This window comes from Vibrio sp. Vb2960, assembly GCF_033337665.1.
GTDB lineage: Bacteria > Pseudomonadota > Gammaproteobacteria > Enterobacterales > Vibrionaceae > Vibrio > Vibrio alginolyticus.
Window position 1 is genome coordinate 24,358 of the sequence record NZ_JAWORD010000009.1, and the last position, 25,517, is coordinate 49,874.

Consider the following 25,517-nt stretch of genomic DNA (forward strand, 5'->3'; position numbering starts at 1 on the left):
AGATTAGTACGAATATGGCGAGAGCAACACATTTTTTATTCTCAACGCTATAGTTTTGCATGCGATATCCGATATATTTAACCGATCACCATTTCAAATTGTATCTAGCACAAAACTGAGCCTTCTATGCGTCAAAATTATAAGCGTTTGTTAGCAGCCCTTGTGTTGATGAGCGCGACTCAGACATCATCAGTGGTTCAAGCCGAAGGAATTCGTCTTGTTGGACCGTCTGGTGAAGTGCAATCATCTCCGAGCTATGCTGAAGATATTGAGCGAGCATTACCTGCTCCTCCTGCGAATACTCAACCGTCACGTTTCTTTGGTCCGACTGGTGAAAATCAAACACTATGGTCGATCGCTTCAGAATTACGACCTTCACGCGGTGTTACCGTTCAACAAACGCTTCTTGCCATTTACCGAATTAACCCTCAAGCGTTTGAGAACCAAAACATTCATGAATTGATCCCAGGGAGTCGGCTACGAGTACCTTCTCTAGAGCAAGTGCAAAGCGCGACCACAGCGCAAGCTGTTGCGATTATGAAGGCGCATGAAGCTAAGTTAAAACAGCCGAAGCCGACAAATAGAGCGACGCCAGCACAACGAGTCACCGAGCAACCAAAGCCACAAATTAAAGTAGAACCCAAGCCTGCGGCTAAGCCAGAGACAGTGGCAGCAACGGAGCCAAAACCAACTCCGAAAACAATACCCGTCATCCCTGCGCCACCAGTAACTACCTCTCCGCAGGGTGAAAAGCAGGTCAGTGCGCTAAAGGACAAACTTCAAGGCTCACAAAGTGAATTAGACTCATTAGAAGAGAAGAACCATCGTCTTCGATTGATGCTGTCAGAAGTGCAAAGCGAAGTCGAAACTTTGAAAAGCGAGCTGAATGACGAAGAACGCATTCGCTCAGAAGTCGAGAAGCTGCTTGCTGAAGAACGCCAGCGCCTTGCTGAACAACAACGCATGCAACCAAGCACCATGGACAAAATTTTGTCGAATGGTTGGCTTGTTGGTCTTGCGGCATTAATTCCTGGTGCTTTGATTGCGTTGCTAGTTGTTATGCTTCTTGGTCGACGCTCTAAAGCGAAAGAGGAAGATGCGGCTGCACAGGAACAGCAAAACGTTGATCCTCTTGCGGCGCCAATCGGTTTAGCGGCGGCGGATGAGCTTGATGAAGAGCTCACGCTTGATGATGAATTGTTTGCAGATGAAGATATCAACACACAGTCTTTACAAGAAGAGAAGTCAGATTTAGAAGAAGACGTCTTTGCTAACCTCGACGATGAAGAACTTGATTTCAATCTGGAAGGGGACGATGACCCATTTGCAGATATTGGCGATGACGGCGACCTAGATGTTGGTCTGGATGAGTTTGAATCATCGAACAATGGTATCCAAGTCAACGGCGAAGAAAAAGCGCTTGGTTTAGAAGAAATGGAGCGAGCCTTAGATGAGGTTGCTCCAGAACTAGAAGTGCTCGATGACGATGAGTCTGGCTTCGATCTTTCGGATGATACGAATGAGAAATCAGACTCGCTTTCAGACGACGCATTTGCCGAGTTACTTGCAGCCGATGAGCCGTCAGAAGAGTTACCAAGTGACACTGTCGACCAGGATATGCTTGATGACTTGTTTGCTGAACTTGGCAACGATGACTTCGATTTAGATACTGATGAGCCTGAGTTAAAACAGCCTGTGTCGGATGATGACTTTAGTGTAGGAGAGGCATCTGACGACGATATCGATAAGCTATTGGCCCAGTATGAACAACCGGCTAGCGAATCGGAAGTTCGAGAAGCTGACGCCAATGAAGGTCCTGTTCTAGATGAAAACAGTACAGAGCTACTCGATGAACTCATTGATTTTGATGAAGATGACACAGACGAGTTTGATCCACTAAACGAGCTAGAAGCAATCTCTGGTTTTGAAGGTGATGACTCGATCGAAGAGTTAGACGCAGATAGCACAGACTTACTGGATGAACTCATTGATGATGTTACCTCTGAACTTGATGAAGAGACTGAAGCTGATTTAGATCCGTTTGATGATCTGATTCGAGAGGACGAGAGCCCAGAGCAGAATAAATCGGAAGAGGAAGAGTTACTGAAATCACTTGGTTTTGGTGAGCCAGACGCCGACGAAAAGCCATCTTCCGTAGTTGAGTCAGAACAAACTCATGAAGATCAGGACATTGAGTCTGGGTTGGACATCGACGCTTTATTAAGTGAAAGCCAACCAGACACGCAACAAGCTGCAGAAGAGCAACCATTAACCGAGCCAGAGGCTGCTTCAGAGCCATTTAGTAGCGATGAATTTCTTGGTGATTTAGAGGACCTCTCACCAGAGAATGATCCTTTAATGAGCGAGCTAGACGACCTATTTGAGTCAGACAGTGAAGAACTTCTGCCAACAGAACAAGAAAAAGCGGATTTTTCTGCTGAACTTGACGCTCTATTTGATAGTGAAGACGATTTACCGCAGCAAGTTGAAAAAACACAAACGGAGATAGAGGAAGCTTCATCACTACAACAAGAGGCTACCGATACTGATTCAACACAAGAACCATCCGTGGAGTCCGATACTGAGGTACAGCCTCACGTTGAGCAAGAGGAAGACATTCCAGCCTTCACGCCGACACCAAATACAATAGAAAATGAATTCGGTGTTCCACAAGAAGAAGATTGGCTACTGGATGAGCCTGAATTGGAGCCGGAAACTGAGTCGACCAACGATTCAGAAGAAGAATTCAATTTTGATGAGCTAGATCTTCCAGAATTCAGCGAAGAAGATGCTCTAGCATCTATGGCTGGCGAACCTGCGTTAGAAATGTCCGAGTCCGTTGAACCAGAACAAATTGAAGCAGGCTTACCAGCTGAGTCCGAAGATGAATTCAATTTTGACGAGCTGGATCTTCCTGAGTTTAGTGAAGAAGACGCATTGGCGTCTATGGCGGATGAGCCGGAGTTAGAAACGTCCGAGTCCGTTAAACCAGAGCAAGTCGAAGCTGACTTACCAACCGAGTCCGAAGAAGAGCTCAATTTTGATGAGCTGGATCTTCCTGAGTTTAGTGAAGAAGACGCATTGGCGTCTATGTCGGATGAGCCGGAGTTAGAAACGTCCGAGTCCGTTGATCCAGAACAGGTTGAAGCCGACTTGCCAGCTGAATCAGAAGATGAATTCAATTTTGACGAGCTGGATCTTCCTGAGTTCAGTGAAGAAGACGCATTGGCGTCTATGACGGATGAGCCGGAGCTAGAAACGTCCGAGTCCGTTGAACCAGAACAAGTTGAAGCCGACTTGCCAACTGAATCAGAAGATGAATTCAATTTTGATGCGCTAGATCTTCCTGAGTTTAGTGAAGACGACGCATTGGCGTCTATGGCTGGCGAACCTGCGTTAGAAACGTCCGAGTCCGTTGAGCCAGAACAAGTTGAAGCCGACTTGCCAACTGAGTCCGAAGAAGAGTTCAATTTTGATGAGCTCGATTTGCCAGAGTTCAGTGAAGAAGATGCACTGGCGTCTATGGCTGGCGAACCTGCGTTAGAAACGTCCGAGTCCGTTGAGCCAGAACAGGTTGAAGCCGACTTGCCAGCTGAGTCCGAAGAAGAGTTCAATTTTGATGAGCTCGATTTGCCAGAGTTCAGCGAAGAAGATGCCTTGGCGTCGATGGAAGAAGAGCCAGAATTACCGAGCTCTGAGACTGCAGATATAGAACCAATCTCCGGTGAGGATGAAGAGTTAAGTTTTGACGACCAAGATCTTCCAGAGTTCAATGAGGAAGATGTTCTCGCGTCAATGAACGAGGGTGCGCCAGAGAGCCCTAAGGTTGAAGCAGAGACATCGAGACCAGCTATTCAAGCCGATAACGATCATGATGCTTTGTTTGAAGTATTTGCGCAGCAAAACGGCTTTGATACTGACCCAGAAGTGCAGCCAACAGCGACAGAGGGTGAGCCGCTCAGTAATTTGGATGATGAATCATCAATGGCTAACCTTCTTGCGGAAGACGCAAACTCAGAAGTATTTGAAGGTAAACTAGACAGTGACACCATCGCAAGTGCAGGTATGGATTTTGAAACCATGCTTGATGTTGGAGATGATTGGGATGGCTTTAAACCCGCCGCTGATAACGTAAGTTCTACTGAAGAAGTGCCTGAGGACCAGCGTGATGTTTGGAATTCGAGTGATGCACTAAGTCAGCCAGAGATCGCGCAAGAAAACTGGGCAGAGCAAAGCGACTTGGATGACTTCGACCCGAAGAAAAATCAATTTATGACGATTGATGAATTGATGGCTCAGGTCGACAGAGAAGGTGGTGAGTTCGAAGAAGAAGACCTTAAGCTCGATGTCGGATTGAACGAGTTTCCAGATGTTATCGGCGAGATCGGCGATATTGACGTAGATAACAATGCTGAAGCGGCTGGGAAACTGGATTTGGCTAAAATCTATCTCGAGATGAACGATTCTCAAGGGGCGATTAAACTACTAGAAGAGGCAATTGTTTACGGTGAGGATGATATTCGCCGCGAAGCAAAAAGCCTGATTGATGCCATTAATGGCCGATAAACCGAAACAAAAGGGTAGCGTTTGCTACCCTTTTTGTGTCCCGTTAGTAGGATGCTACCTTTATGTCACCCTTGGTGAAACTGGCAACTTGAGGTGACTTGAGTATATACTTCCCGCCCCATTTTAGAGTTCGAAGGTTAAGATGAGAATCGCATTAGGTATCGAGTACAACGGTACAAACTACTTTGGTTGGCAGCGCCAAAGAGAAGTGAAAAGTGTCCAAGAAGAGCTAGAGAAAGCATTGTCCGTCGTCGCTAATCACCCAGTTGAAGTTCAGTGTGCTGGTCGGACAGACGCAGGCGTGCATGGCACGGGACAAGTTGTGCACTTTGATACCAACGTTACTCGAAAAATGGTAGCTTGGACCATGGGCGCAAACGCGAACATGCCGAGCGATATAGCGGTTCGTTGGGCTAAGGAAGTTTCAGATGATTTCCATGCAAGATTCTCAGCGACAGCGCGCCGTTATCGTTACATTATTTTCAATCATGCTTTACGTCCAGGCATCTTAAACTCGGGGGTTAGTCACTATCATGGTGAGCTCGACGAGAAAAAAATGCATGAAGCAGGGCAGTTCCTACTCGGCGAAAATGATTTTACGTCGTTTCGCGCGGCGCATTGTCAGTCTCGCAGCCCATTTCGAAACTTGATGCACCTGAACGTTACGCGCCATGGAAACTATGTGGTTATTGATATTAAAGCCAATGCGTTCGTGCATCATATGGTTCGTAATATCACAGGTAGCTTGATAAAAGTTGGACGTGGCGAAGAGAGTCCTGAATGGATCAAGTGGTTATTAGACGCCAAAGATCGCAAACTAGCGGGTGCGACAGCGAAAGCGGAAGGTCTGTACCTGGTAGATGTAGACTACCCAGAAGAGTTTGGGTTACCTGAAGTGCCGATCGGTCCACTGTTTTTACCAGATAATTTGAACTAATTTTACAAACTTATTTTAAAATATCGGTAGTGTTTACATTGAATGTGAACGGAAAACATACGCTATTTACGATATCAAAAATAGGTACAACCAGTTTTTTATCTACAGTAGCTGCAAGATATGGTTTAATCCGTCGGTATTATGTCGAATTTATATCTTTCGCAATGAAGCGGAAGAGTTGAGAGAAAAGGTCTTCCATGAGTTGGCTTGAAAAGATTTTAGAGAAAAGCAATCTAGTAAGTTCACGCAAAGCTTCTATCCCAGAAGGTGTGTGGACTAAATGTACCTCTTGTGAACAGGTTTTATACCATGCTGAACTAGAGCGTAACTTAGAAGTTTGTCCAAAGTGTAACCATCACATGCGTATGAAAGCGCGTCGTCGTTTGGAAACATTTTTAGATGAAGGTAATCGAGTTGAATTAGGTTCTGAACTTGAGCCACAGGATAAACTGAAATTTAAAGATTCTAAGCGATACAAAGAGCGTATCTCTGCTGCACAAAAAAATAGCGGTGAGAAAGATGCGCTAGTTGTGATGCAGGGTGAATTGCTTGGTCTGCCGCTTGTGGCGTGTGCGTTTGAATTCTCCTTTATGGGTGGTTCAATGGGTTCAGTCGTTGGTGCTCGCTTTGTGAAAGCAGTGGATGCAGCCATTGAAAATAACTGTGCGCTTGTTTGTTTCTCAGCAAGTGGTGGTGCTCGTATGCAAGAGGCTTTAATGTCTCTTATGCAAATGGCAAAAACCAGTGCTGCGCTTGAGCGTTTATCAGAAAAAGGTCTGCCGTTTATTTCTGTTCTAACTGACCCTACAATGGGTGGTGTATCAGCAAGTTTGGCTATGTTAGGTGATATCAACATCGGTGAACCTAAGGCCCTCATTGGCTTTGCTGGTCGTCGTGTAATTGAGCAAACTGTACGTGAAGATCTTCCTGAAGGTTTCCAGCGTAGTGAGTTCCTACTTGATCACGGTGCTATTGATATGATCGTTGACCGTCGTGAAATGCGTCAGCGTGTGGGTGGTCTTATCGCTAAGATGACTAACCACAAGTCTCCTTTGGTGGTTTCGGTTAACGAATCTCCAAATGAAGAGCCATATTCTGTACCAGAAGCGGACGAAAAAGGGTAAAGTATCAACTAACATAAAAACCAAAGAATTTAATGGTTAAAGTTAGATGACCCAAAACCCAATTCCTCAAGCCACATCTTCATTAGAGATGTGGCTTGATTATTTAGCAAATATTCATTCCTCAGCAATTGATCTAGGCTTAGACCGTGTCCAAGCGGTAGCAAACAAAGCCAATCTTACCAAACCAGCTCCAACCGTAATCACCGTTGCCGGAACCAATGGCAAAGGCTCAACGTGTGCGTTAATGGAAGCCATTTTACTTGATGCTGGCTATTCAGTCGGTGTTTATAGTTCTCCGCACCTGATTCGTTACAACGAGCGTGTACGCATTAATGGCGTTGACGTTGTAGATGCCAAGCACTGTGAAGCATTCGATTATGTAGAAAAGCAGCGTGGTGATGTTAGCCTTAGCCTCTTTGAATTCGGTACGCTTGCTGCGCTACGTATTTTCCAAGTAGAGAAAGTTGACGTTGTCTTACTTGAAGTAGGACTTGGCGGCCGTCTAGACGCCACTAACGTTGTTGACCATGATGTTTCTGTTATTACGAGCTTAGCGATCGATCATGTGGATTGGCTTGGTGATGACATCAATGTTATTGGTTTTGAAAAAGCGGGCATTTACCGTTCAGGGAAGCCAGCAATTTGTGGTCAACCGACGCCACCAGCGACCGTGGCGGCTCATGCTGACGATATTGGTTCTGAGTTCTTCCAAGTAGGTATTCAGTACGATTACCAACTAACTGATAATGGTTGGAAATGGAGCAGTGGGGCATTTGAGTTAGAGGATTTACCAATCCCATCGCTACCATTACAAAATGCAGCCACTGCACTGATGGCACTAGGGGCTTCGGAATTGCAAATCACTGACATAAATATTGTCAATGGCTTGAATAATGCGCGTTTGGCGGGGCGTATGCAAGTACTGCATCACGAACCTGAAATAGTCCTTGATGTCGCTCATAACCCGCACTCTGCTGAGTATTTGGTAGAAAGAGTGAAGCAACAATATCTGGGTAAGAATATCCATATTGTGGTTGCAATGCTGCATGACAAGGACATTAAAGCAACCATTGAAGCTCTAACTCCAGTTGCAACACAATGGTATCCAGCGTCGCTTACTGGACCGAGAGCGGCGACCGCTGATGAATTGTGCCAATACTTACCTGATGGGCAAGTTCATTTTGAAAACCCTGTTGACGCCTTCGAGAGTGCGAGAAGCCACGCAAAGACAGGAGACGTTATTCTGGTGGTTGGCTCATTCCATACCGTCGGAGAGGTATTGGAACATTGGCAATCAAATAATAAATAAGTAAAGGTATTTTGATGGCAAGTAAATTCCAAAGTCGTTTAGTCGGCACCATCATTCTAGTCGCAGTCGGAGTCATTGTTCTTCCCGATGTGCTAGATGGTAAGAAACTGCACTACAAAGAAGAATTTGCCAGTATTCCTATCAAACCAGAACTTGATAGTGATGTGGAAAACTTCGAAATATTAGAGCCAGTGGAAGACGACATTACGTTACCGGATTCTCCGGTTGAAGCTGTAGTGCAAGAACGTGAGGATGCTCAAGTAGCCGTTTCTGAGCCCGAGCCAGCGCCAACATCTAAACCTGAGGTCATCAAACAACCAGAGCAAGTTGAGGTCGTCACTCGTCCTGTTCAAGAGAAAAATCAATATGAAGATTCAGCTTGGATCATTCAGTTGATGGCACTTAAGAATCACGAAAATGCTGTCGCGCTTGTCGCGGATTTGCAAAAGCGTGGTTATCAAGCTCACACAAAGAAAGAAAACGAGTTTACGAGAGTGATTGTTGGCCCTGATGTGTCAAAAAGTAAACTTGAACGACAAGTTCAAGAATTACAAAAAATTACAGGTTCAAAAGGTCAATTGCTTAAATTTAAGCCATTAAATCCATAAGAAAACGTTTGCGTCAGCATTTTTTCTGTTAAAATGCGCGCCAACTTAAGATGAAGAAAAGATGAATTGGATAGATTTTATCATTTTAGGTGTGATCGGATTTTCAGCTCTGATCAGTTTAGTTCGCGGTTTTGCTAAAGAAGCTTTGTCTTTGGTGATTTGGTTTGGAGCGTTTTTTATCTCCAGTAATTACTATGCCAAATTGGCGGTGTACTTCACCAACATCGAAGATGATATGTTTCGTAACGGAGCGGCGATTGCGGCGTTATTTGTCGCAACCTTGGTAGTTGGTGCAGTGGTGAATTACGTCATTGGTCAACTGGTACAAAAAACAGGGCTATCAGGTACGGACCGAATTCTCGGGATTGTATTTGGTGGTCTACGCGGAGTCTTAATTGTTTCTGCGGTGCTGTTTTTTATGGATGCGTTTACTGCATTCCCAAGCTCGGATTGGTGGAAAGATTCACAGTTGATCCCTGAGTTCAGCCGTATCATCGCCCCATTCTTCGAGCATTTACAAGCAACATCAAGTTTTCTGTCTGGCGCTATCTAGTAGTGCCAGCTACTGTCGCAAATCGAGGATTAGGACATGTGTGGTATTGTTGGAATCGTGGGCACAACGCCTGTAAACCAGTCTATTTATGACGCGTTAACGGTGTTACAGCATCGTGGCCAAGATGCCGCTGGTATTTGTACCATAGAAAGCAATCGTTTTCGTCTGCGTAAGGCGAACGGTTTAGTCAAGGATGTATTTGAAGCAAGACACATGCAACGCCTGCAAGGCGAGGTCGGAATTGGTCATGTTCGTTACCCTACAGCAGGCAGTTCAAGCGCTTCAGAAGCTCAACCTTTCTACGTAAACTCTCCTTTCGGTATTACACTTGCCCACAACGGTAACTTGACCAACGCTAACGAAGTTCGTCAGAAGCTGTTTGAAAAAGATCGCCGTCATATCAATACCACTTCAGACTCCGAAGTGTTACTAAATGTACTGGCGCACGAAATTGACTCAGTAAAAGGAAATGTCACGACCGAAGACGTATTCCGCGCAGTCACCAATGTTCATCGCACAATTCGCGGTGCTTATGCTGTGACCGCCATGATCATTGGTCATGGTATGATTGCATTTCGTGACCCACACGGTATTCGCCCGCTGTGTTTAGGTAAGCGTGAAGTTAACGGCAGAGCAGAGTACATGGTTGCGTCTGAATCGGTGGCATTGGATGCGGTCGGTTTTGATTTCGTCCGTGATGTTGCACCTGGTGAAGCGATTTACGCAACGTTTGACGGTGAGCTTTACACGAAGCAGTGTGCAGATAATCCTAAGCTTAACCCTTGTATTTTCGAGTTCGTGTACTTTGCTCGTCCGGATTCGTTCATCGATAAAATTTCGGTATACAGCGCTCGCGTTGAAATGGGTAAAAAGCTGGGCGAACGTATTCGTGAAGATTACGCAAACCTTGATATCGATGTTGTCATTCCTATCCCTGAAACGTCTTGCGACATTGCACTGCAAATCGCTCAAGCGATCGATATCCCTTATCGCCAGGGTTTCGTGAAAAACCGTTATGTTGGACGTACCTTTATCATGCCTGGCCAGCAACAACGTAAGAAATCAGTACGTCGCAAGTTGAATGCTATTCGTTCGGAATTCAAAGGTAAGAACGTGTTGCTGGTGGATGATTCTATTGTTCGTGGTACAACGTCAGAGCAGATTATTGAGATGGCTCGTGATTCTGGTGCCAAGAAAGTGTACATGGTCTCAGCGGCTCCTGAAGTTCGTTTCCCGAACGTATACGGCATTGATATGCCAAGTGCTACAGAGCTTATTGCCCATGGCCGTGACAACGATACAATTTGTAAGCAGATTGGTGCCGATGCGCTTATTTATCAACGTCTAGAAGATTTGGTAGAGGCGGTAGGTCTTGGAAACCAAGACATTACTCAGTTCGATACTTCCGTGTTTAACGGCGAATACGTAACGGGTGATATCGACCAACAATACCTAGATTTCTTAGATGGTCTTCGTAATGATGATGCGAAAACACAACTTGAAATCCAACAGGATTTAGCAAACCTAGAGCTTCATAACGAAGGCGCATAGGATCCGCTTTCTTAAGTCGTAAAAAAACCAGAGCTTCGGCTCTGGTTTTTTGTTTTCGCTATCTAGTTAGTGAATGTTATAAGCGATCACAAAGTCAATAAAGAGGCGAACTTTCTCTGGCAGGTGGTCTTTGTGGTTGTAAAGCATATAAATGTCGCGCGGGTTTGCACTCCAATCTGGCAGTACGCGTACCAAATCGCCGCTCTCGATGTACTCTTTGATCATGACATCTGGCATTAGTGTGATGCCTAAACCTTCGGAACAAGCGCTGCGCACCACATTGAGCGCGTTTGCTTGAAAACGACCACGATCAACATTCACCACAGACTCGCCTTTGCTATTAATCAAGGTCCACTTAATAAGTGGGTACCCTTTTAGCAATGAATGGTTAGATAGCTCTTCTGCATGGTGTGGCGCAGGATTCGAGGTTAGATAGTCAGGGCTTGCAACGAGAATATCCTTCACTTCGCCAATCTTACGCGCGATGAGGCTAGAGTCGCGTTGCGGTCCCACTCGAAAAATTACATCCCATTCAGTAGGGTCAAGCTTGTCCGCATTATTCTCTGTCGTTAGCTCAATGTTGATGTCCGGGTACTGCTTCATAAAGCTGTTGAACATCGGCATCATCATTCGTTTAGTTAAGTTGTAAGGCGCGGATATCTTAATCTTGCCGGATGCTCCTCGGCAGTCGTCAGTGATTTCCTCTGCTGCGGTTGTTAGCCTTTGTAGTAAAGGAGAGCACTCATGGTAAAAACGTTCCCCTGCTTCAGTGAGCGAGAGTTTGCGAGCATGACGGTTCAATAGTCGAAGATTGACAGAGTCTTCTAGCGCTTGAATGCGTCGGGTGATGGTCGCAACCGGGATCATGGTTTTTCGCGAAGTTGCGGTGTAGCTCCCATTTTCGACAACCAGTCGAAACAGGTTTAAGTCATCTAATTTCATATTTCCAGACACATTAAATTACCGATTACGGTTAATTTATAATTAACTTTGTGATCAAAGCTTGCTTTAAGTCAACATGTTGCATCATTTGAACACAGCAACCCTGTTTGAGTAAATACTGTTATACGCCGTAATATTTGTATTAATGCAGTTTCCGAGCTAAGTTTTATAACAAGGCGAAGCGGCCTCAGGTCTTGCTGTGACACGTTTTGCTGGAAGTAAACACAACAAAAATAATGACTTAATAATAAATCTGTTTTTTTGACTGAGCTTTGTGAGGGATAAAGGTATGTTTAAGACTCACAGTCAAACGGCAATGGTCTCGGCACAGGAAGTGATTAATCAAAAACTAATAATGTTGGTGGACGATGATCCAATATTTCGTAAAGTAACCAATGCCTATTTAGAAAGTCAGGGTTTTAAAGTAGTAGAAGCAGAAAACGGCCTAGAAGCGCTTCAACAACTCAGGGAATGCCAACCCGATCTTATCTTATGTGATTTATCGATGCCGGTCTTAGATGGTATCGAGTTCGTCGAAGAAGTTAGTCTCGAATATCCATATATGCCGCTTATCGTGGTATCAGGCACGGATGAAATGTCCGATGTCGCGAAAGCGTTGCGATTTGGTATTAAAGATTTTCTTCCTAAACCGATAGGTAATTATGAGCACCTATCTCAGGCGATAGAGAATACGCTAGAAGATACCGATAGCCACTTCTCAGAACAACGTGACTTTTCAAGTCAGTGGTTCAGGGTTGATGATGGTGGTGAAATCCCGGATGAACAAGAGCTGTATTGGCATCTGGAATATTTGCAACAGAATCCGAGTGCGGCAAGAGATTTACTGCAAGCTCTATTGCCAGAGAAGGATGCTGCTCAGGGAGATTGGCGCTGCTCGTACCGTTTATTGCAATCGACGGATGTGATGCCCTTGGTTTTCGATTATCGTTGGTTAATGAATGGTCAATTTGCGTTTTATCTCGTTGATTCTGCTTCCCAAGCTAATGATGGAGTTGCGACGACATTGCTCGTTAGGGCATTGTTTGACGATTATCTCCGTAACTTGAAAAGTTTCAGTGCTGATCTCAAGGACATGGTAGGGATCATTGAAAAAGGAATTGAGTGTTCGGAGTGTGCGGGTGCAGTCAATGCTGTGTTTGGTGTCGCCGACCTCGCTTCATCCTCGGTCTCTATATTGCCTGCGGGTTTAGATAGCCATTGGTCTGACGGAAATACGAATCAACACATCGCAGCAGGTAACCGTTTAGGGGGAGGAAGTATGAAAAACTTCATCACCCGCGATTTACCGCTTAGTGTTGCAGGACAGTTATCTATTGGGTGTTTAGGTTCTTCAAGTTTTAGTTTAAGTATTACCCGGAAATCCCGACTAGTATAATTATGACTTGCAAACCAATAAGCAGCGTCCTGACGCTGCTTATTATCTTTTTAGAACCACCAAAACAACATACGTTTAGTTCAATAACCTTACTTTTTACTGGTGTTTAGATTTGGCTGTTTAATGTATAGTCAGCGCTTAAAACAATAATGACCCATTTGTGCAACGATAATTTAACGCTGTGCCTTGGGAGAAGCAAAGTCAACTAGTGAGAAGACACATCATGGCAGACAAAGATTTTAAAGAGCCTTATAATATTTTTTACTTTTTAGGTTTTATTGCAGTTCTTTTGATCCCAACACTTCCTGCAACGCTAACCTGGCTTCGTGTAATGAATGGTTACGCAGGCTTTTAATCTAGCTATTTTGTACCGGAGTTCACCATTCGTATTAAGCGTTACTTTTTCAATACTGTTGGTGGACTCTGTATTGTGCTCGGCATAGCCGGCATAGCCCTTCCACTGTTACCCACAACACCTTTTATTTTGCTTGCTAGCGCATGTTTTATGCGTGGTAGCCCCGTATTTCATCAATGGTTACATAACCACAAAACGTTTGGACCAATTCTCGACAATTGGCATAAGCATCGGGCTGTTACTTCAAAAGTAAAAAAGCGTGGTGCGATTTTTATTGCGCTTAGTTTCATGGTTTCAATCGTTGTTGTCCCCCTCGTTTGGGTAAAAATTGGTCTTTTAGTGATGCTAATCGTTTTACTCAGCTGGTTTATGCGTCTGCCTGTGATTGAGTTGGTTGCTGACCGAGAAGAAAATCACTAAGATTGTAGAGAATAGTGTGCCCGCTCTTCGAGTGGGCGTTTGTATTTTCAGCGCCTGTGACTTTTACGAAAATAAGCACATAGTGGTGAAAACCTATTGTTCGTTGCCCTCGTGATACTGCGATTAGAGAGGGCGATGAGCCAATCTAAGTAAATCGGTATTATGACTACAGAAACAATTTCACTGATCAAATCTAGCATCAAAAGCATCCAAGACTACCCAAAGCCAGGCATTCTATTTCGTGATGTGACGAGCCTTCTTGAAGACGCGAAAGCATACCAAGCGACGATCAACTTACTTGTTGAACGTTACAAAGATATGGGCTTTACCAAGGTTGTGGGTACGGAAGCCCGTGGCTTTCTATTTGGCGCGCCTTTAGCGCTTGAGCTAGGTGTTGGTTTTGTACCAGTGCGTAAACCAGGCAAGCTACCACGCCCTACTGTTGCTCAATCTTATGAGCTTGAATACGGCGTTGATACACTAGAAATCCATACAGATGCCATCGTTGAAGGCGACAAAGTACTGGTTGTCGACGATTTATTGGCAACGGGCGGTACTATTGAAGCGACGACTAAGCTGATTCGCCAACTGGGTGGTGAAGTTGAGCACGCTGCGTTCGTTATCAACCTACCAGAAATCGGTGGCGATAAACGTTTAGAAGCACTAGGTCTAAACGTGTACAGCATCTGCGATTTTGAAGGACATTAATACATTCAATGAGTTATTTAGCTTTAGCGCGAAAATGGCGTCCTAATCAGTTTGACCAAGTTGTCGGACAAAAACATGTCCTGACGGCGTTGGAAAACGCACTGGCGCAAAACCGTTTACACCATGCTTATCTGTTCAGCGGGACTCGTGGTGTGGGTAAAACGAGTATCGGTAGGCTGTTTGCCAAAGGCTTGAACTGCGAAACCGGCATTACCGCGACACCTTGTGGTAATTGTGATACTTGTCGTGAAATTGATGAAGGTCGCTTTGTCGATCTTCTTGAAATCGACGCAGCATCACGTACTAAAGTTGAAGACACTCGTGAACTGTTAGACAACGTTCAATACAAACCTGCTCGTGGACGTTTTAAAGTGTACCTCATCGATGAGGTGCACATGCTATCGCGTCACTCTTTCAATGCGTTGTTGAAAACCCTGGAAGAGCCGCCAGAGTATGTGAAGTTCTTACTCGCAACAACTGATCCACAAAAGCTGCCTGTCACTATATTGTCGCGTTGTCTTCAGTTTCATCTGAAACCAATCAGCGTTGATGATATTCACCAGCAACTTGATTACATCCTAGGTCAAGAGCAAGTTTCAGCAGAGCCAAAAGCGTTGGGTATGATCTCACATGCTGCAGATGGCAGTATGCGTGATGCTCTCAGCTTGACCGATCAAGCAATTGCTTTAGGTAACGGTGCGGTGCAAACCGATATTGTCAGCCACATGTTGGGGACGATTGATACCGACCAAGCGATTCACTTACTAGAGTCAATCAGCAGCAAGCAACCTCAACCAGCCATGGATAAAATCCAGCAATTAGCAGCAAATGGTGTTGAGTGGGATGGTTTGTTGCAGCAAGTCGCAACACAGCTTCATCGAATTGCGATGTATCAAGCGCTGCCAGCGTCGCTAGACCGAGCGCAGCCAGATGCAGAAAAAATCGAGTTGTTGAGTAAAGCACTAAGTCCGCAAGACGTTCAGCTTTACTACCAAATTGCATTGAAAGGTCGTGAAGATTTGACTCTCTCGCCAAATGGGCGAGTCGGTCTGGAAATGATTGTGCTGCGTATGATGGCGTTCCGCCCATCAAATAACAGTGGGGCAAATGTTGTTTCTAGTAACTGCGAGCCAGCGTCATCTCCGGCTCAAAGTACCAGTCAACCAAAGGCTGCGCCAGCTCGGACAGTAGCAGCTCCTCGAGCTCAGCAGCCGAGTCCAGCACAAAGCTCACCACAAGTGGCGCCTCAACCTTCATCCAATTCACAACCTGAATATCACGCGAGTGGATATGAGACGGTTCCGCCACAGTATGATATGGCGCCGCCGATGAGCGAAAACCCTGCACCGCAGCATGAAACGCCACCTCAACAAGTGCAAGAGAGCGTTTCAACACCGGCGCGCGGTGGTCTAAGCGGTTTACGTCACCAATTACGTTCTCAGCGTCAAGGCCTACAACAGAACACTCCTCAAAATGGTGGCTCAAAAAAGCCTAAAGCGGCATCTGCACAACCAGAATCGGTTATCGACCGAGTAGCGCAATTGCATGGCAATTCCGCGCAGGTGTCGCCAAACTCAGCTCCGAAGTCGACGGAGCCACAAGTTGAGGAAGCGTATCGCTGGCGTCCAAGCAAGCCTGTTGAGACAAAAGTAAATACAAAACTGACACCTACGCAGCTCAAGCAGGCACTTGAGCATGAGAAAACGCCTGAAATGGCACAAAAGCTCATCGATGAGTCATTAGAACATAATGAATGGGCGAAGCTCATCAGCTTAATGGAGATCCCTAAGCTGGTAGAGCAACTTGCGCTAAACTCTCATTATAGTAAGGAAGGAACAACCGTTTCGTTACTATTGAGAAGCAGCCAAGCTCATTTGAATACTGATAGAGCTCAAGCCGAATTGCTCAAAGCACTTAATACCGTGTTAGGTGAAGAGTGCCACATGAGCATCGAAATAGGGGAGAGTGGAGAAACACCACTTGAACTGAGAGATAGGCTCTACCAAGAGAAATTACAGCAAGCGCTGAACAGTTTAGAAAACGATCCAAATGTTCAATTTATTGAACGTCGTTTTGCTGCAGAGCTTGATAAAGATAGTGTGCGCCCTATCTAATAATCGAATGGAATGGGGTTGAAAACCCAAAGGTATAACCCCATTAATTGATGCAACACCTCATTAAACCAGAGAGATAAACATGTTTGGTAAAGGCGGTATGGGCAACCTAATGAAGCAAGCCCAGCAAATGCAAGATCGCATGCAAAAGCTTCAAGAAGAAATCGCGAATATGGAAGTAACTGGCGAGTCTGGTGCTGGCCTAGTTAAAGTTACTATCACTGGTAGTCACAGCGTACGTCGTGTTGACATCGATGAAAGTTTGATGGAAGACGACAAAGAAATGCTTGAAGATCTGATCGCTGCGGCGTTCAACGATGCAGCCCGTCGTGTTGAAGAAACTCAAAAAGAGAAAATGGCTTCTGTAACTGGCGGTATGCAACTACCACCAGGCATGAAAATGCCATTCTAATCTGCTGATATTTAATTAAGCGGACTTTTAATGCGTACCAGTCATATGCTGGAGCAATTGATGGAGGCCTTACGTTGTCTACCTGGGGTTGGCCCCAAGTCAGCGCAGCGTATGGCCTTTCATTTGTTACAGCGCGATAGAAAAGGCGGTTTGCAGCTTGCAGATGCGCTGAGTCAGGCAATGACAGAAATAGGTCATTGTACTGAGTGTCGAACCTTCACCGAAGAAGAAGTCTGTCACATTTGTACCAACCCAAAACGCCAAGAAAATGGTCAAATTTGTGTGGTAGAAAGCCCGGCAGACATCGCAGCCGTTGAAGCAACAGGCCAATATTCTGGTCGGTATTTTGTTCTTATGGGGCATTTGTCGCCATTAGATGGTATTGGTCCAAGTGATATTGGATTGGATGTCCTTGATTACCGCTTACGTCGCGGTGATATTACCGAAGTGATTTTGGCGACAAACCCAACAGTTGAAGGTGAAGCCACTGCCCACTACATCGCAGAGCTATGTAAAGAGCACCAAGTTGATGCCAGCCGCATCGCGCATGGTGTGCCTGTCGGTGGGGAGCTAGAGCTTGTTGATGGCACGACGTTGTCACATTCGCTATTAGGTCGACACAGAATTTAATAAAAAGCCGCTGAATTCAGCGGCTTTTTTGATTTTGGGAGTTAGGAACGATTAATCGTTCGATTCTTTACCAAGAAGGTTTTTGTAGATAACCGCACCAAGCACGCCACCCACAATAGGAGCAATCCAGAACAGCCATAGCTGAGAAACCGCCCAGTCACCCACATATACTGCGACTGCCGTGCTACGAGCAGGGTTTACTGACGTATTGGTGACAGGAATGCTGATCAGGTGAATGAGAGTCAAACACAGGCCAATTGCGATAGGTGCAAAGCCTTGTGGCGCACGTTTGTCTGTTGCACCCATAATGACAATCAGGAACATCATCGTCATGACAACTTCAGTCACAAGTGCAGCGATCATCGAGTATTGGCCTGGAGAGTGTTCACCATAACCATTGGCGGCAAAGCCAGAACCCACAACATCGAATCCTGCTTGTCCAGATGCAATAACGTAAAGCACGCCACCTGCGATAAGCCCGCCGATAACCTGTGAGATGATGTAGGGAGCAACGTCTTTTGTTTCAAAACGACCGCCTGCCCAAAGGCCAACTGTCACTGCAGGGTTCAAGTGACAACCTGAAATATGACCGATAGCAAATGCCATCGTCAGAACGGTTAAACCGAATGCCAAAGAAACGCCCAACAGACCAATACCCACTTCAGGGAAACCCGCAGCCAACACCGCGCTACCACAGCCGCCTAACACTAGCCAGAACGTGCCAAAAGCCTCAGCCAAATACTTATTCATGTTCTTTCCTGATCTTTAATTAAATGACCCGCTGAACATAGTCGAGAATTGTCAATAAATTGTGAGGGAGAACGCGCGAAAACCGCAAATGGAACGCTATGTGGCAAGAGTTCTCAAGGGTGAGATAAAAAGCAGAGGGGGAAAGTGCTAAATCTTGAGTTTGCTTTGATTACTGCCTCGGAGAGAAACAACCGAGGTACTAACTTTAAACGTGTGGTCTAGAGTCGCATTACGTCAATTGTTCTAATTCAGTGATGTTGTCGAGTGCTTCTTGATTGGTGTTGCCGCATACAATCGGACACGGTTTAAAATCGTGACAGACTTTAGGGCGTTCAGGCTTACCAAATAGCTTGCACAAATTGTCGTCGTTGAGTTGCACACAACGAACACCTGCAGGTTTGCCCTTGGGCATTCCAGGTATTGGTGAAGAGATACTTGGCGCAATACAGCACGCTCCACATCCTAATCGACAATCCATAATGTAAACCTCTTAAAAATTAAGGGGGCAATTATGGTCATTTTGACGTGGATTGGAAGAGTGAAGAAAGAAAAAAATAAAAGGGCGCGCTTAACATTACGCTCCCTTTTTGGTTTCTTGCTTTTAAATCATCGTGATTATTTTAAGAAACGGTTATAAACAAACAACAGAATAAATGCGCCTAGTGTTGCGGTAATGATACTACCAATGTTGACGCCAGTGGCTCCGCCGAAACCGAGAATGCCGCCAAGGAAGCCACCTACAAATGCCCCTGCAATACCAAGTAACATTGTTGCAATCCAACCGCCCCCATCTTTTCCTGGCATGAGCCATTTAGCAAGTGCGCCGGCGATTAAGCCCAAAATAATCCAAGAAATAATACCCATGAAAACTCCTTAATGCCTTCTTGATCAATTGAGTAATGGAAACTTGTTTAAGGATAGAACAGTAAAACGAAAGTAGTTGAATATCTCCACCGTTATGTGGGAAGGATGCAAGATCTTCTCAAAACTTGAACTTTTGCGTTGAGAAGAGTATAAATCGCCCCCTAAATTCCCTTGGTGAGACCTGAAGTATGAGCACTCCATTTTGGCAAAGTAAATCGTTAGAGCAGATGACAGAAGAGGAATGGGAATCTCTCTGTGATGGTTGTGGCAAATGTTGTTTGCATAAGCTTATGGATGAAGATACCGATGAAATCTACTATACCAATGTGGCTTGTAGCTGGCTGAACAGTAAAACGTGTTCGTGTAAGGATTACCCAAACCGTTTCACTTCGGGTGAAGAGTGCACCAAGCTGACCCGAGAAGACATTGACGATTTTACTTGGCTGCCACACACGTGCGCTTACCGTCTGTTGGCTGAAAAGCAGCCTTTACCAGAATGGCATCCGTTGATTACCGGCTCTAAGTCCGCAATGCATGCGGCAGGGGAAAGTGTCCGTAACAAAGTTGTTTACGAGATTGATGTGGTGGATTGGGAAGACCATATTTTAAATCATCCCAACCGTCCTTAGTCGAATAAAAACAAGCCTTTCATTGATTAAATGAAAGGCTTGTTTGCTATTGGGGCTCCCAACTTTGACGTCTCGCTAACGAAATGCTGCTCAGTTTATTATTTAGTGTTGTAAACTTAGGAGTATGATTTCAACGCTTTACACTTCTATTCCTGATTGTTTTGATCAGGATTGTTCCCTATGAGGTAAACATGACGTTTCATTTCCCCCAGAAACTGCGCCTGACATCTTGGGTGACATTATTCGCACTTGCCGTCATTATGTTCTCCCCAATGGCTGTTCATGCGACTGCTACTGACGATATCCAAGAGCCTTCTGCTGCCGAAATCTCGATTGACAACTTGAACCGAGAGATTGTGGATTTATCCCAAAGCCTCTCGCAAGCGAGTGGCGACGAGCGTGATGCCCTTCAACTGCAACTATTCCAAAAGAATGAAGAATTAAGAAGCCAGTTAGCGTCAGCGATTGAACGTGAAACTATCTCTCGCGACAAGCTGATCTTGCTAGTTAAAAAACAAGAACAATACTCTGAGGACGCGACGAACTATCTATCGGAAAAAATAAAGAAAGTCGTCGAGGATTTAAATAAGGCTAAGGATGAAGAGAAGCTTGCTCTTGTTAATGATTATCGAGAGCTACAGCGTTATCTTGATGTTAGCTTCGATTCGAGCTGGCAAAATCTCGCTTGGTTGAAGGAGCTAGGGGCCCAAAACGAGCGCGCAGAAGCGGAACTAAAAGATAAAATTGATAAACGTATGCGCTTACTGTCTGCTTCAATTGAGTACTTGAGTCAGCAAAGTGAGATCATTGGTTCCCAACTTTCGTCTAGCCCAGAGTCGGAAAAAGCGTCGTTGCAACTTAGTCAGCTCATTACTAAACAAAGGCTAAATATTGCGACAGAAAGCTTACGCAACCTGATTTCAATTGGTGATAAAGTCGGTTTAGAAACGTCTGAATACAAACGCCAAATTTTTGAAGTGACGGGTAATATCACCCATGATTTACTGAATACCAAAGTTGTGTGGTCAATACTGAGTCACTGGTCCAACTCGGCACTGGATTGGTTTGCCGAGAATGCACCGCAGCATATCTTCCAGTTGTTTGTTTTTGCGCTGATTTTATTGATCGCTCGCGGACTGGCTAAGTTAACGCGCAAAGTGGTCCGTAAGGCAGTTGCATCGAAAAACTTAAAACTTTCCCACTTGATGCAGGACTTCTTTATCTCGATGTCCGGCAAATTCGTGTGGGTGATCGGTATCATGGTGGGCTTATCTCAGCTTGGTTTGAACCTAGCGCCAATCCTAACCGGTTTCGGTATTGCTGGTGTGATTATTGGTTTCGCGTTGCAAGACACGTTATCCAACTTCGCGGCGGGTATGATGCTGCTTATTTATCGCCCATTTGATGTTGGTGATTTTGTGTATGCTGGCGGTGTGGATGGCAAGGTAAGCCATATGAGTTTGGTGAACACCACAATCCGTACGTTTGATAACCAAATTATTATTGTGCCTAACAGCAAAATCTGGGGAGATGTGATTAAGAACGTCACGCATGAACGCATTCGCCGCGTGGATATGGTGTTTGGCATTGGCTATGCGGATGACCTCTTAAAAGCGGAGTCAGTATTGTCTGATATCATTACCTCTCACCCTTCGGTACTTCGCACTCCAGAGCCAATGATCAAAGTTCATACATTAAATACGTCTTCTGTAGATTTTATTGTGCGTCCTTGGGTAAAAACGGATGATTACTGGGATGTATACTGGGATGTGACTAAAGAAGTGAAACTACGCTTCGACCGAGAAGGTATTTCGATTCCTTTCCCACAACAAGATGTGCATTTGCATATGGTGGAGAAGCAAGACGCTTAATCACAGGTCCACAACTAGTGGAAGGCACTCTAGATAGAGTGCCTTTTTTGATCTTCGGTTAGCGCTATAGTTACAGTTCGTTAAAGAACACCAGTTTCGGCTCGCATTCTAACAAGTTGTCGATCTGGCTAATCAAAAGAGCAAAGTGTTCTGTTTTACCATGAAGCTCAAATGCTTGTTGGTTTTTAAATTGCTCCTGAAAAACGAAGTGGCATGTATTGTCTTTATCTTGGAACAATTGATAACGAACGCAACCTTCTTCATTGCGAGTAGGTTCAAGCGCTCGGGTAAGTACCTCTTTTAACTCTTGTTCTTTTCCCGGTTGTGCATGAAAGGTAGCCGTCAAGTGAATCATAATGTTTACTCTTTTTGTTATAGGTAACGCCCTTGGCGTTGCAGGAACTCAATTTTGTAACCATCAGGGTCGGTTACAAAAAAGAACGTTGCTAAATGCTTTTGTTGATGGTCAAAGGCTTTGATGTCACCAGTTTCAATGCCGAGAGATTTAATGCGTTTGTGGGCTTGTTCAATGTCCTCCACGCTGACGGCAAGGTGGCCGTAGCCTGAGCCGTGAGTGTAGGGCTCACTTTGGTCATGATTGTGCGTCAGTTCCAATTCAAAGCCAGTTTCTTGGTTGGCTAGATAGGTTAGAGAAAAGCCATCAAAGATGTATTGATCAGCGACTTCTAGTTCAAGTACGTCACAGTAAAATTGTAGAGAGCGGTCCAGATCACTTACTCGGATCATGGTGTGAATCATTTTTGTCATAGGTACTCCTTGATAGTCCGCATAGGTTAGCGATTTCAAAAGGAGTCTGGGTAGTACTCTAGTACGACAAATTAGAAGATGCTCAAGGGTTTATAATACGGATGCACAGCCTAGGATGGTTATTGGTCGGTTGGTTGCTATTAACTGTTAAGTTGCGCAAGTGCTTGACGAGTGGTCTCTTGAGGTTGGCGGGCGTAAGTGAGGCAAGCGCATCGAAGTAAGGAGGCAAAGTTGTTCACTTCACCATTGTATTCGAGTGCTTCTTGATAAACAGTGCTTATGAATTTAGGAACCGTCATGTTTTGAGCACTAGCGATTTCCTCAAGAATTGTCCAAAAGCTCGCTTCAAGTTTTACACTGGTCGCGTGACCATCAATACGGATAGAGCGGGTGATGAACTGATAGTTGTCTTGGGGTTGCTTAGCAAAGATTTCGCACATTTTCTTTATTCATATAATTAAAGACCCATAATTATTGTGGTGTACGATTTAAAACGTCAACTGTTTTCATGCATAAAAAAACGCTCCCTTGCGAGAGCGTTGAAACATCACGAGTTGTGAAGTAAGTGCAAGTTGATTATTTAATTTGTTGCTTCAAGTACTCGCCTAGTTGCGAGTGGTGCATGATTTTTGATACCGGAAGGATAGTTTCTGCAGGTCCCCAAGCAAATACGTTGACAGGAGTATGCGTATGAGTACCCGTCCCCCATACTGTGTTTTGCTTTGTTGCATGCTCACGCGCTAGCAAGTTGCCACGGTCGTTGTAAGGAAAGAAAGCATCAAAGTCATTGATTGTCGGTACGTTCTCTTCGCTTAAGTATTTGTGTCCAGCGAGTCGGTATGGATTTGGTTTACTTGCTAATACGCGTTCTGCTTGCTCAGGCGTAATCGAAAAATCGCTATTTGCGTTCACGACTTCCGCAAACTTCTCTGGAGTTTGCTCTTTCTTATCAAGCGCTTGGAACTCACTGATCATGCCGTAGTAACTTTTCTTTTGGTTGTATAAACCATCGAGGATCTCGAACTGACCAAAGTTGAAGTTTGGCGCGTAATCCTGATTTTTGAATGCTTCGCCGTCGCGTTTTTGTGGTTTAGGCAAGTTTGCTGATGAGTAGCTAAAGCCAAAAGAGCCGGTTTCGTGGTCAGCAGTAACAATGATCAGGGTGTCATCACGGCCTTTTGCCCACTCATAAACTGAGTTTACCGCTTCATCGAATTTAAGCATTTCATGCAGCATCGTACCTGCATCGTTACTGTGGCCAGCCCAGTCAATTTGGCCGCCTTCAACCATCAAGAAAAAACCGTCTTTGTCTTTTGAAAGAATGTCGATTGCTTTGGTGGTCATTTCTTTCAGCGATGGCTGCGTGCGTTTTGGATCGTTTTTGCTTTGACTGTAGGCAATACCATCGTTCATGCCCGAGTAAGCAAAAAGTCCAAGTAATTTGTCACCTTTAGCTTGTGTGAGCATATCGCGGCTGAAAGCCAGGTTGTAACCTTGGTCTTGCGCCTCAGTAAGCAAGTTGCGCTCATCTTTACGTTTCGACTTTAGGTAGACATTACCTTCAGTGAGCTTTTCAAGTTGCTCGTATGTCTCTCCCTTGTCGTTTGTCGACTTTGGAATCCAATGACGAAGTCCCCCAGACATCATCACGTCTGCGCCTGTTTCGAGCATATCCGCCGCAATACTGTTTTCTAGGGAGCGATGTGGTTGATGAGCGGCAAATGCTGCTGGCGTTGCGTGGGTCATACGCGTATCAGAGACGAGCCCTGTTGCTTTACCTTTACTTTTGGCTTTTTCCAAAATAGTTTCGACATGGTTGCCTTGGCTATCAATGCCAATGACTTCAGAAGCGGTAGGGATTCCTGTCGCTAGCATCGTAGCTGAGCACGCAGAGTCGACGACAATTGCGTCTTCTGGATTGGTCAGTGATGATCCAATCACACCTTCTTGAGCGAGTTTGTATAACGCTGTGCTTTCGCCTTTGTAAACCGAGTTAGGTGCGTGTTTTGCGTAGGTCTCGAGTAAACCAACTTGTTGAGGACCCATGCCGTCGCCGATCATCAAAATGACGTTTTTGATTTCAGCTGAGAGTGCGTTGAAAGAGAGGGTAGATGCAGCCACTGCCGTAACGATTGGAGATACTAAGCGCTTCATTATATTTTCCTTGTTTATTGAAAGCGCAGGCATTAAAGCAATGATTTATGAAGGTTTTGTGTCGGTAATAAAAGTTTAACCAAATTGTCGTTTTTGTTTGGTTTTGCAGAAAAAATGAGTCGCTCTGTAACGTTCGTTAGTTTGGAAAGAAGAAAGCCCACAAACGTGGGCTTGGATTACGCTTAGGAGTTGAAAGCATGGACTAAAGTTATCCATTCAGTGCCTTCACAAGAAACCTAGTTTAGGGAGCAATAAACGAGCATGTATTATCGGGCCACAAGAGCGGTCGAATTCACTTACGTTTGCATCATATCGTTCTTTGGCCTATTAAATTATGGGCTGCAGTAAGTGTTTGGTTCAAGTAGGATTTGTTGTCGTGACGATTATCAGACTGGTTATCAGACTAATGCCAGTATGATGCCACCAACGGTAAGTGCCGCAGAAAGGTATTGACCCGCAGAATATGAGCCATCCTCTTCTTTCTCGATTTTATCGGGGTGATCCATGCCAAGCGCACCATGCGTGAAAGATTCGACCTTTTCACCAACAGATTTATCTTCTGCTTCTATTTTCTTGCTGTCGTGCTCGATTTGTTGCAGAGCGGCAAGTAGCGCTTTGCCTTCGGTCGAAAGCGTCACCTTATTGTGTTCGACTTTCAGCGGCGAAGCACTAGTTTCTTCTTGTGCAATACTTGCTTGTTTAGAGGCGACAGATTGTTTGGCATAGCTATTAACAGAAGTGCTTCCTACTGGATTCATCGAATACTCCTTGGAACATCGACACTCGGTCACTGAGTGCGGGTAAAAAGCAGTTATATTTTTATCGGCGGCAAAGTTTATTTCTGAAGCTATTTGGA

Annotated in this window: 25 protein-coding genes; 16 read left to right on the top strand and 9 right to left on the bottom strand. The window is 44.9% G+C overall.

The genetic code is table 11. From position 1 onward, the window contains the following. The first annotated feature begins 126 nt into the window (after positions 1-126). The 7 genes from R7O03_RS09570 to purF all read left to right on the top strand — a co-directional run bounded on the left by R7O03_RS09570 (position 127) and on the right by purF (position 10,648). Positions 127-4,566: a FimV/HubP family polar landmark protein gene (locus R7O03_RS09570; RefSeq protein ID WP_318131686.1), complete on the top strand. Its 4,440-nt coding sequence runs from the start codon at positions 127-129 to the stop codon at positions 4,564-4,566. A 142-nt stretch (positions 4,567-4,708) separates the two neighbouring features. Beyond that, positions 4,709-5,503 (top strand): tRNA pseudouridine(38-40) synthase TruA, encoded by a 795-nt coding sequence (truA, locus tag R7O03_RS09575; protein ID WP_053304165.1) that lies wholly within the window; start codon positions 4,709-4,711, stop codon positions 5,501-5,503. 197 nt (positions 5,504-5,700) lie between these two features. After that, positions 5,701-6,627 (top strand): acetyl-CoA carboxylase, carboxyltransferase subunit beta, encoded by a 927-nt coding sequence (accD, locus tag R7O03_RS09580; protein WP_005380583.1) that lies wholly within the window; start codon positions 5,701-5,703, stop codon positions 6,625-6,627. A gap of 46 nt (positions 6,628-6,673) precedes the next feature. Continuing rightward, positions 6,674-7,936 carry a bifunctional tetrahydrofolate synthase/dihydrofolate synthase gene (folC, locus tag R7O03_RS09585; RefSeq protein WP_017820798.1) on the top strand — a complete coding sequence of 421 codons (1,263 nt, stop codon included), beginning with the start codon at positions 6,674-6,676 and terminating at the stop codon, positions 7,934-7,936. A gap of 14 nt (positions 7,937-7,950) precedes the next feature. Further along, the gene (locus R7O03_RS09590; RefSeq protein WP_017820797.1) at positions 7,951-8,544 is read left to right on the top strand and encodes an SPOR domain-containing protein; all 594 of its coding nucleotides are present in this window, start codon (positions 7,951-7,953) and stop codon (positions 8,542-8,544) included. 61 nt (positions 8,545-8,605) lie between these two features. Continuing rightward, positions 8,606-9,097, top strand: coding sequence for a CvpA family protein (locus tag R7O03_RS09595; protein WP_053349562.1), 492 nt, complete (start codon positions 8,606-8,608; stop codon positions 9,095-9,097). Between the two features lie 36 nt (positions 9,098-9,133). Further along, the gene (purF, locus tag R7O03_RS09600; RefSeq protein ID WP_005380592.1) at positions 9,134-10,648 is read left to right on the top strand and encodes an amidophosphoribosyltransferase; all 1,515 of its coding nucleotides are present in this window, start codon (positions 9,134-9,136) and stop codon (positions 10,646-10,648) included. A 66-nt stretch (positions 10,649-10,714) separates the two neighbouring features. Here purF and R7O03_RS09605 read toward each other — a convergent pair whose 3' ends face one another. Beyond that, positions 10,715-11,590 carry a LysR family transcriptional regulator gene (locus R7O03_RS09605; protein WP_005384959.1) on the bottom strand — a complete coding sequence of 292 codons (876 nt, stop codon included), beginning with the start codon at positions 11,588-11,590 and terminating at the stop codon, positions 10,715-10,717. Positions 11,591-11,879: 289 nt separating this feature from the next. Here R7O03_RS09605 and R7O03_RS09610 point away from each other — a divergent pair, with 289 nt between their 5' ends. From R7O03_RS09610 to recR, 7 genes are all read left to right on the top strand, one after another. Next, the gene (locus R7O03_RS09610) at positions 11,880-12,986 is read left to right on the top strand and encodes a response regulator (RefSeq protein WP_005380606.1); all 1,107 of its coding nucleotides are present in this window, start codon (positions 11,880-11,882) and stop codon (positions 12,984-12,986) included. A gap of 223 nt (positions 12,987-13,209) precedes the next feature. Next, positions 13,210-13,341, top strand: coding sequence for a hypothetical protein (locus R7O03_RS09615; protein WP_005380608.1), 132 nt, complete (start codon positions 13,210-13,212; stop codon positions 13,339-13,341). 33 nt (positions 13,342-13,374) lie between these two features. Next, positions 13,375-13,761: a YbaN family protein gene (locus R7O03_RS09620; RefSeq protein ID WP_374041424.1), complete on the top strand. Its 387-nt coding sequence runs from the start codon at positions 13,375-13,377 to the stop codon at positions 13,759-13,761. 162 nt (positions 13,762-13,923) lie between these two features. Continuing rightward, positions 13,924-14,469, top strand: coding sequence for an adenine phosphoribosyltransferase (gene apt, locus R7O03_RS09625; protein ID WP_005380615.1), 546 nt, complete (start codon positions 13,924-13,926; stop codon positions 14,467-14,469). An 8-nt stretch (positions 14,470-14,477) separates the two neighbouring features. Next, positions 14,478-16,583 carry a DNA polymerase III subunit gamma/tau gene (gene dnaX / locus R7O03_RS09630; protein ID WP_258616189.1) on the top strand — a complete coding sequence of 702 codons (2,106 nt, stop codon included), beginning with the start codon at positions 14,478-14,480 and terminating at the stop codon, positions 16,581-16,583. A gap of 82 nt (positions 16,584-16,665) precedes the next feature. Further along, entirely contained in the window at positions 16,666-16,995 is a 330-nt protein-coding gene (locus R7O03_RS09635; RefSeq protein ID WP_005380618.1) for a YbaB/EbfC family nucleoid-associated protein, read from the top strand. Between the two features lie 30 nt (positions 16,996-17,025). Next, positions 17,026-17,625 (top strand): recombination mediator RecR, encoded by a 600-nt coding sequence (gene recR / locus R7O03_RS09640; RefSeq protein ID WP_005380619.1) that lies wholly within the window; start codon positions 17,026-17,028, stop codon positions 17,623-17,625. A 51-nt stretch (positions 17,626-17,676) separates the two neighbouring features. On the opposite strand, the gene aqpZ is transcribed toward recR, so the two are convergent. From aqpZ to R7O03_RS09655, 3 genes are all read right to left on the bottom strand, one after another. Next, positions 17,677-18,375, bottom strand: a complete 699-nt coding sequence (gene aqpZ, locus R7O03_RS09645) for an aquaporin Z (protein WP_005384951.1) — start codon at positions 18,373-18,375, stop codon at positions 17,677-17,679. A gap of 229 nt (positions 18,376-18,604) precedes the next feature. Then, positions 18,605-18,853, bottom strand: a complete 249-nt coding sequence (locus R7O03_RS09650) for a YkgJ family cysteine cluster protein (RefSeq protein ID WP_017820793.1) — start codon at positions 18,851-18,853, stop codon at positions 18,605-18,607. A gap of 137 nt (positions 18,854-18,990) precedes the next feature. Beyond that, complete coding sequence (locus R7O03_RS09655) at positions 18,991-19,239, bottom strand: GlsB/YeaQ/YmgE family stress response membrane protein (RefSeq protein WP_005380625.1); 249 nt, start codon at positions 19,237-19,239, stop codon at positions 18,991-18,993. A 188-nt stretch (positions 19,240-19,427) separates the two neighbouring features. Here R7O03_RS09655 and R7O03_RS09660 point away from each other — a divergent pair, with 188 nt between their 5' ends. Next, positions 19,428-19,868, top strand: a complete 441-nt coding sequence (locus R7O03_RS09660; RefSeq protein ID WP_005384948.1) for a YcgN family cysteine cluster protein — start codon at positions 19,428-19,430, stop codon at positions 19,866-19,868. Between the two features lie 191 nt (positions 19,869-20,059). Next, complete coding sequence (locus tag R7O03_RS09665; protein WP_005380681.1) at positions 20,060-21,739, top strand: mechanosensitive ion channel family protein; 1,680 nt, start codon at positions 20,060-20,062, stop codon at positions 21,737-21,739. A 70-nt stretch (positions 21,740-21,809) separates the two neighbouring features. On the opposite strand, the gene R7O03_RS09670 is transcribed toward R7O03_RS09665, so the two are convergent. The 5 genes from R7O03_RS09670 to R7O03_RS09690 form a co-directional block, all read right to left on the bottom strand. Then, on the bottom strand, positions 21,810-22,094 hold the full coding sequence (locus R7O03_RS09670) for a putative quinol monooxygenase (RefSeq protein WP_005384942.1): 285 nt from the start codon (positions 22,092-22,094) through the stop codon (positions 21,810-21,812). A 17-nt stretch (positions 22,095-22,111) separates the two neighbouring features. Then, positions 22,112-22,507, bottom strand: a complete 396-nt coding sequence (locus R7O03_RS09675) for a VOC family protein (RefSeq protein WP_005380685.1) — start codon at positions 22,505-22,507, stop codon at positions 22,112-22,114. A 140-nt stretch (positions 22,508-22,647) separates the two neighbouring features. Continuing rightward, positions 22,648-22,947, bottom strand: a complete 300-nt coding sequence (locus R7O03_RS09680; RefSeq protein WP_005384938.1) for a ribbon-helix-helix domain-containing protein — start codon at positions 22,945-22,947, stop codon at positions 22,648-22,650. Positions 22,948-23,083: 136 nt separating this feature from the next. Continuing rightward, positions 23,084-24,661, bottom strand: a complete 1,578-nt coding sequence (locus tag R7O03_RS09685) for an alkaline phosphatase (protein WP_258616180.1) — start codon at positions 24,659-24,661, stop codon at positions 23,084-23,086. Between the two features lie 398 nt (positions 24,662-25,059). After that, positions 25,060-25,419: a hypothetical protein gene (locus R7O03_RS09690; RefSeq protein WP_005380688.1), complete on the bottom strand. Its 360-nt coding sequence runs from the start codon at positions 25,417-25,419 to the stop codon at positions 25,060-25,062. Positions 25,420-25,517: the final 98 nt, after the last annotated feature.

Excerpts from the sequence above, each read along its gene's own strand:
- purF (WP_005380592.1), top strand. The coding sequence starts at position 9,134 with ATGTGTGGTATTGTTGGAATCGTGGGCACAACGCCTGTAAACCAGTCT.
- R7O03_RS09660 (WP_005384948.1), top strand. The coding sequence starts at position 19,428 with ATGAGCACTCCATTTTGGCAAAGTAAATCGTTAGAGCAGATGACAGAA.
- apt (WP_005380615.1), top strand. The coding sequence starts at position 13,924 with ATGACTACAGAAACAATTTCACTGATCAAATCTAGCATCAAAAGCATC.
- folC (WP_017820798.1), top strand. The coding sequence starts at position 6,674 with ATGACCCAAAACCCAATTCCTCAAGCCACATCTTCATTAGAGATGTGG.
- R7O03_RS09665 (WP_005380681.1), top strand. The coding sequence starts at position 20,060 with ATGACGTTTCATTTCCCCCAGAAACTGCGCCTGACATCTTGGGTGACA.
- R7O03_RS09680 (WP_005384938.1), bottom strand. The coding sequence starts at position 22,947 with ATGTGCGAAATCTTTGCTAAGCAACCCCAAGACAACTATCAGTTCATC.
- R7O03_RS09610 (WP_005380606.1), top strand. The coding sequence starts at position 11,880 with ATGTTTAAGACTCACAGTCAAACGGCAATGGTCTCGGCACAGGAAGTG.
- R7O03_RS09595 (WP_053349562.1), top strand. The coding sequence starts at position 8,606 with ATGAATTGGATAGATTTTATCATTTTAGGTGTGATCGGATTTTCAGCT.
- accD (WP_005380583.1), top strand. The coding sequence starts at position 5,701 with ATGAGTTGGCTTGAAAAGATTTTAGAGAAAAGCAATCTAGTAAGTTCA.
- R7O03_RS09570 (WP_318131686.1), top strand. The coding sequence starts at position 127 with ATGCGTCAAAATTATAAGCGTTTGTTAGCAGCCCTTGTGTTGATGAGC.
- R7O03_RS09690 (WP_005380688.1), bottom strand. The coding sequence starts at position 25,419 with ATGAATCCAGTAGGAAGCACTTCTGTTAATAGCTATGCCAAACAATCT.
- recR (WP_005380619.1), top strand. The coding sequence starts at position 17,026 with ATGCGTACCAGTCATATGCTGGAGCAATTGATGGAGGCCTTACGTTGT.
- R7O03_RS09605 (WP_005384959.1), bottom strand. The coding sequence starts at position 11,590 with ATGAAATTAGATGACTTAAACCTGTTTCGACTGGTTGTCGAAAATGGG.
- R7O03_RS09675 (WP_005380685.1), bottom strand. The coding sequence starts at position 22,507 with ATGACAAAAATGATTCACACCATGATCCGAGTAAGTGATCTGGACCGC.
- R7O03_RS09590 (WP_017820797.1), top strand. The coding sequence starts at position 7,951 with ATGGCAAGTAAATTCCAAAGTCGTTTAGTCGGCACCATCATTCTAGTC.
- R7O03_RS09650 (WP_017820793.1), bottom strand. The coding sequence starts at position 18,853 with ATGGATTGTCGATTAGGATGTGGAGCGTGCTGTATTGCGCCAAGTATC.
- aqpZ (WP_005384951.1), bottom strand. The coding sequence starts at position 18,375 with ATGAATAAGTATTTGGCTGAGGCTTTTGGCACGTTCTGGCTAGTGTTA.
- truA (WP_053304165.1), top strand. The coding sequence starts at position 4,709 with ATGAGAATCGCATTAGGTATCGAGTACAACGGTACAAACTACTTTGGT.
- R7O03_RS09670 (WP_005384942.1), bottom strand. The coding sequence starts at position 22,094 with ATGATTCACTTGACGGCTACCTTTCATGCACAACCGGGAAAAGAACAA.
- R7O03_RS09635 (WP_005380618.1), top strand. The coding sequence starts at position 16,666 with ATGTTTGGTAAAGGCGGTATGGGCAACCTAATGAAGCAAGCCCAGCAA.
- R7O03_RS09685 (WP_258616180.1), bottom strand. The coding sequence starts at position 24,661 with ATGAAGCGCTTAGTATCTCCAATCGTTACGGCAGTGGCTGCATCTACC.
- R7O03_RS09655 (WP_005380625.1), bottom strand. The coding sequence starts at position 19,239 with ATGGGTATTATTTCTTGGATTATTTTGGGCTTAATCGCCGGCGCACTT.
- dnaX (WP_258616189.1), top strand. The coding sequence starts at position 14,478 with ATGAGTTATTTAGCTTTAGCGCGAAAATGGCGTCCTAATCAGTTTGAC.
- R7O03_RS09615 (WP_005380608.1), top strand. The coding sequence starts at position 13,210 with ATGGCAGACAAAGATTTTAAAGAGCCTTATAATATTTTTTACTTTTTA.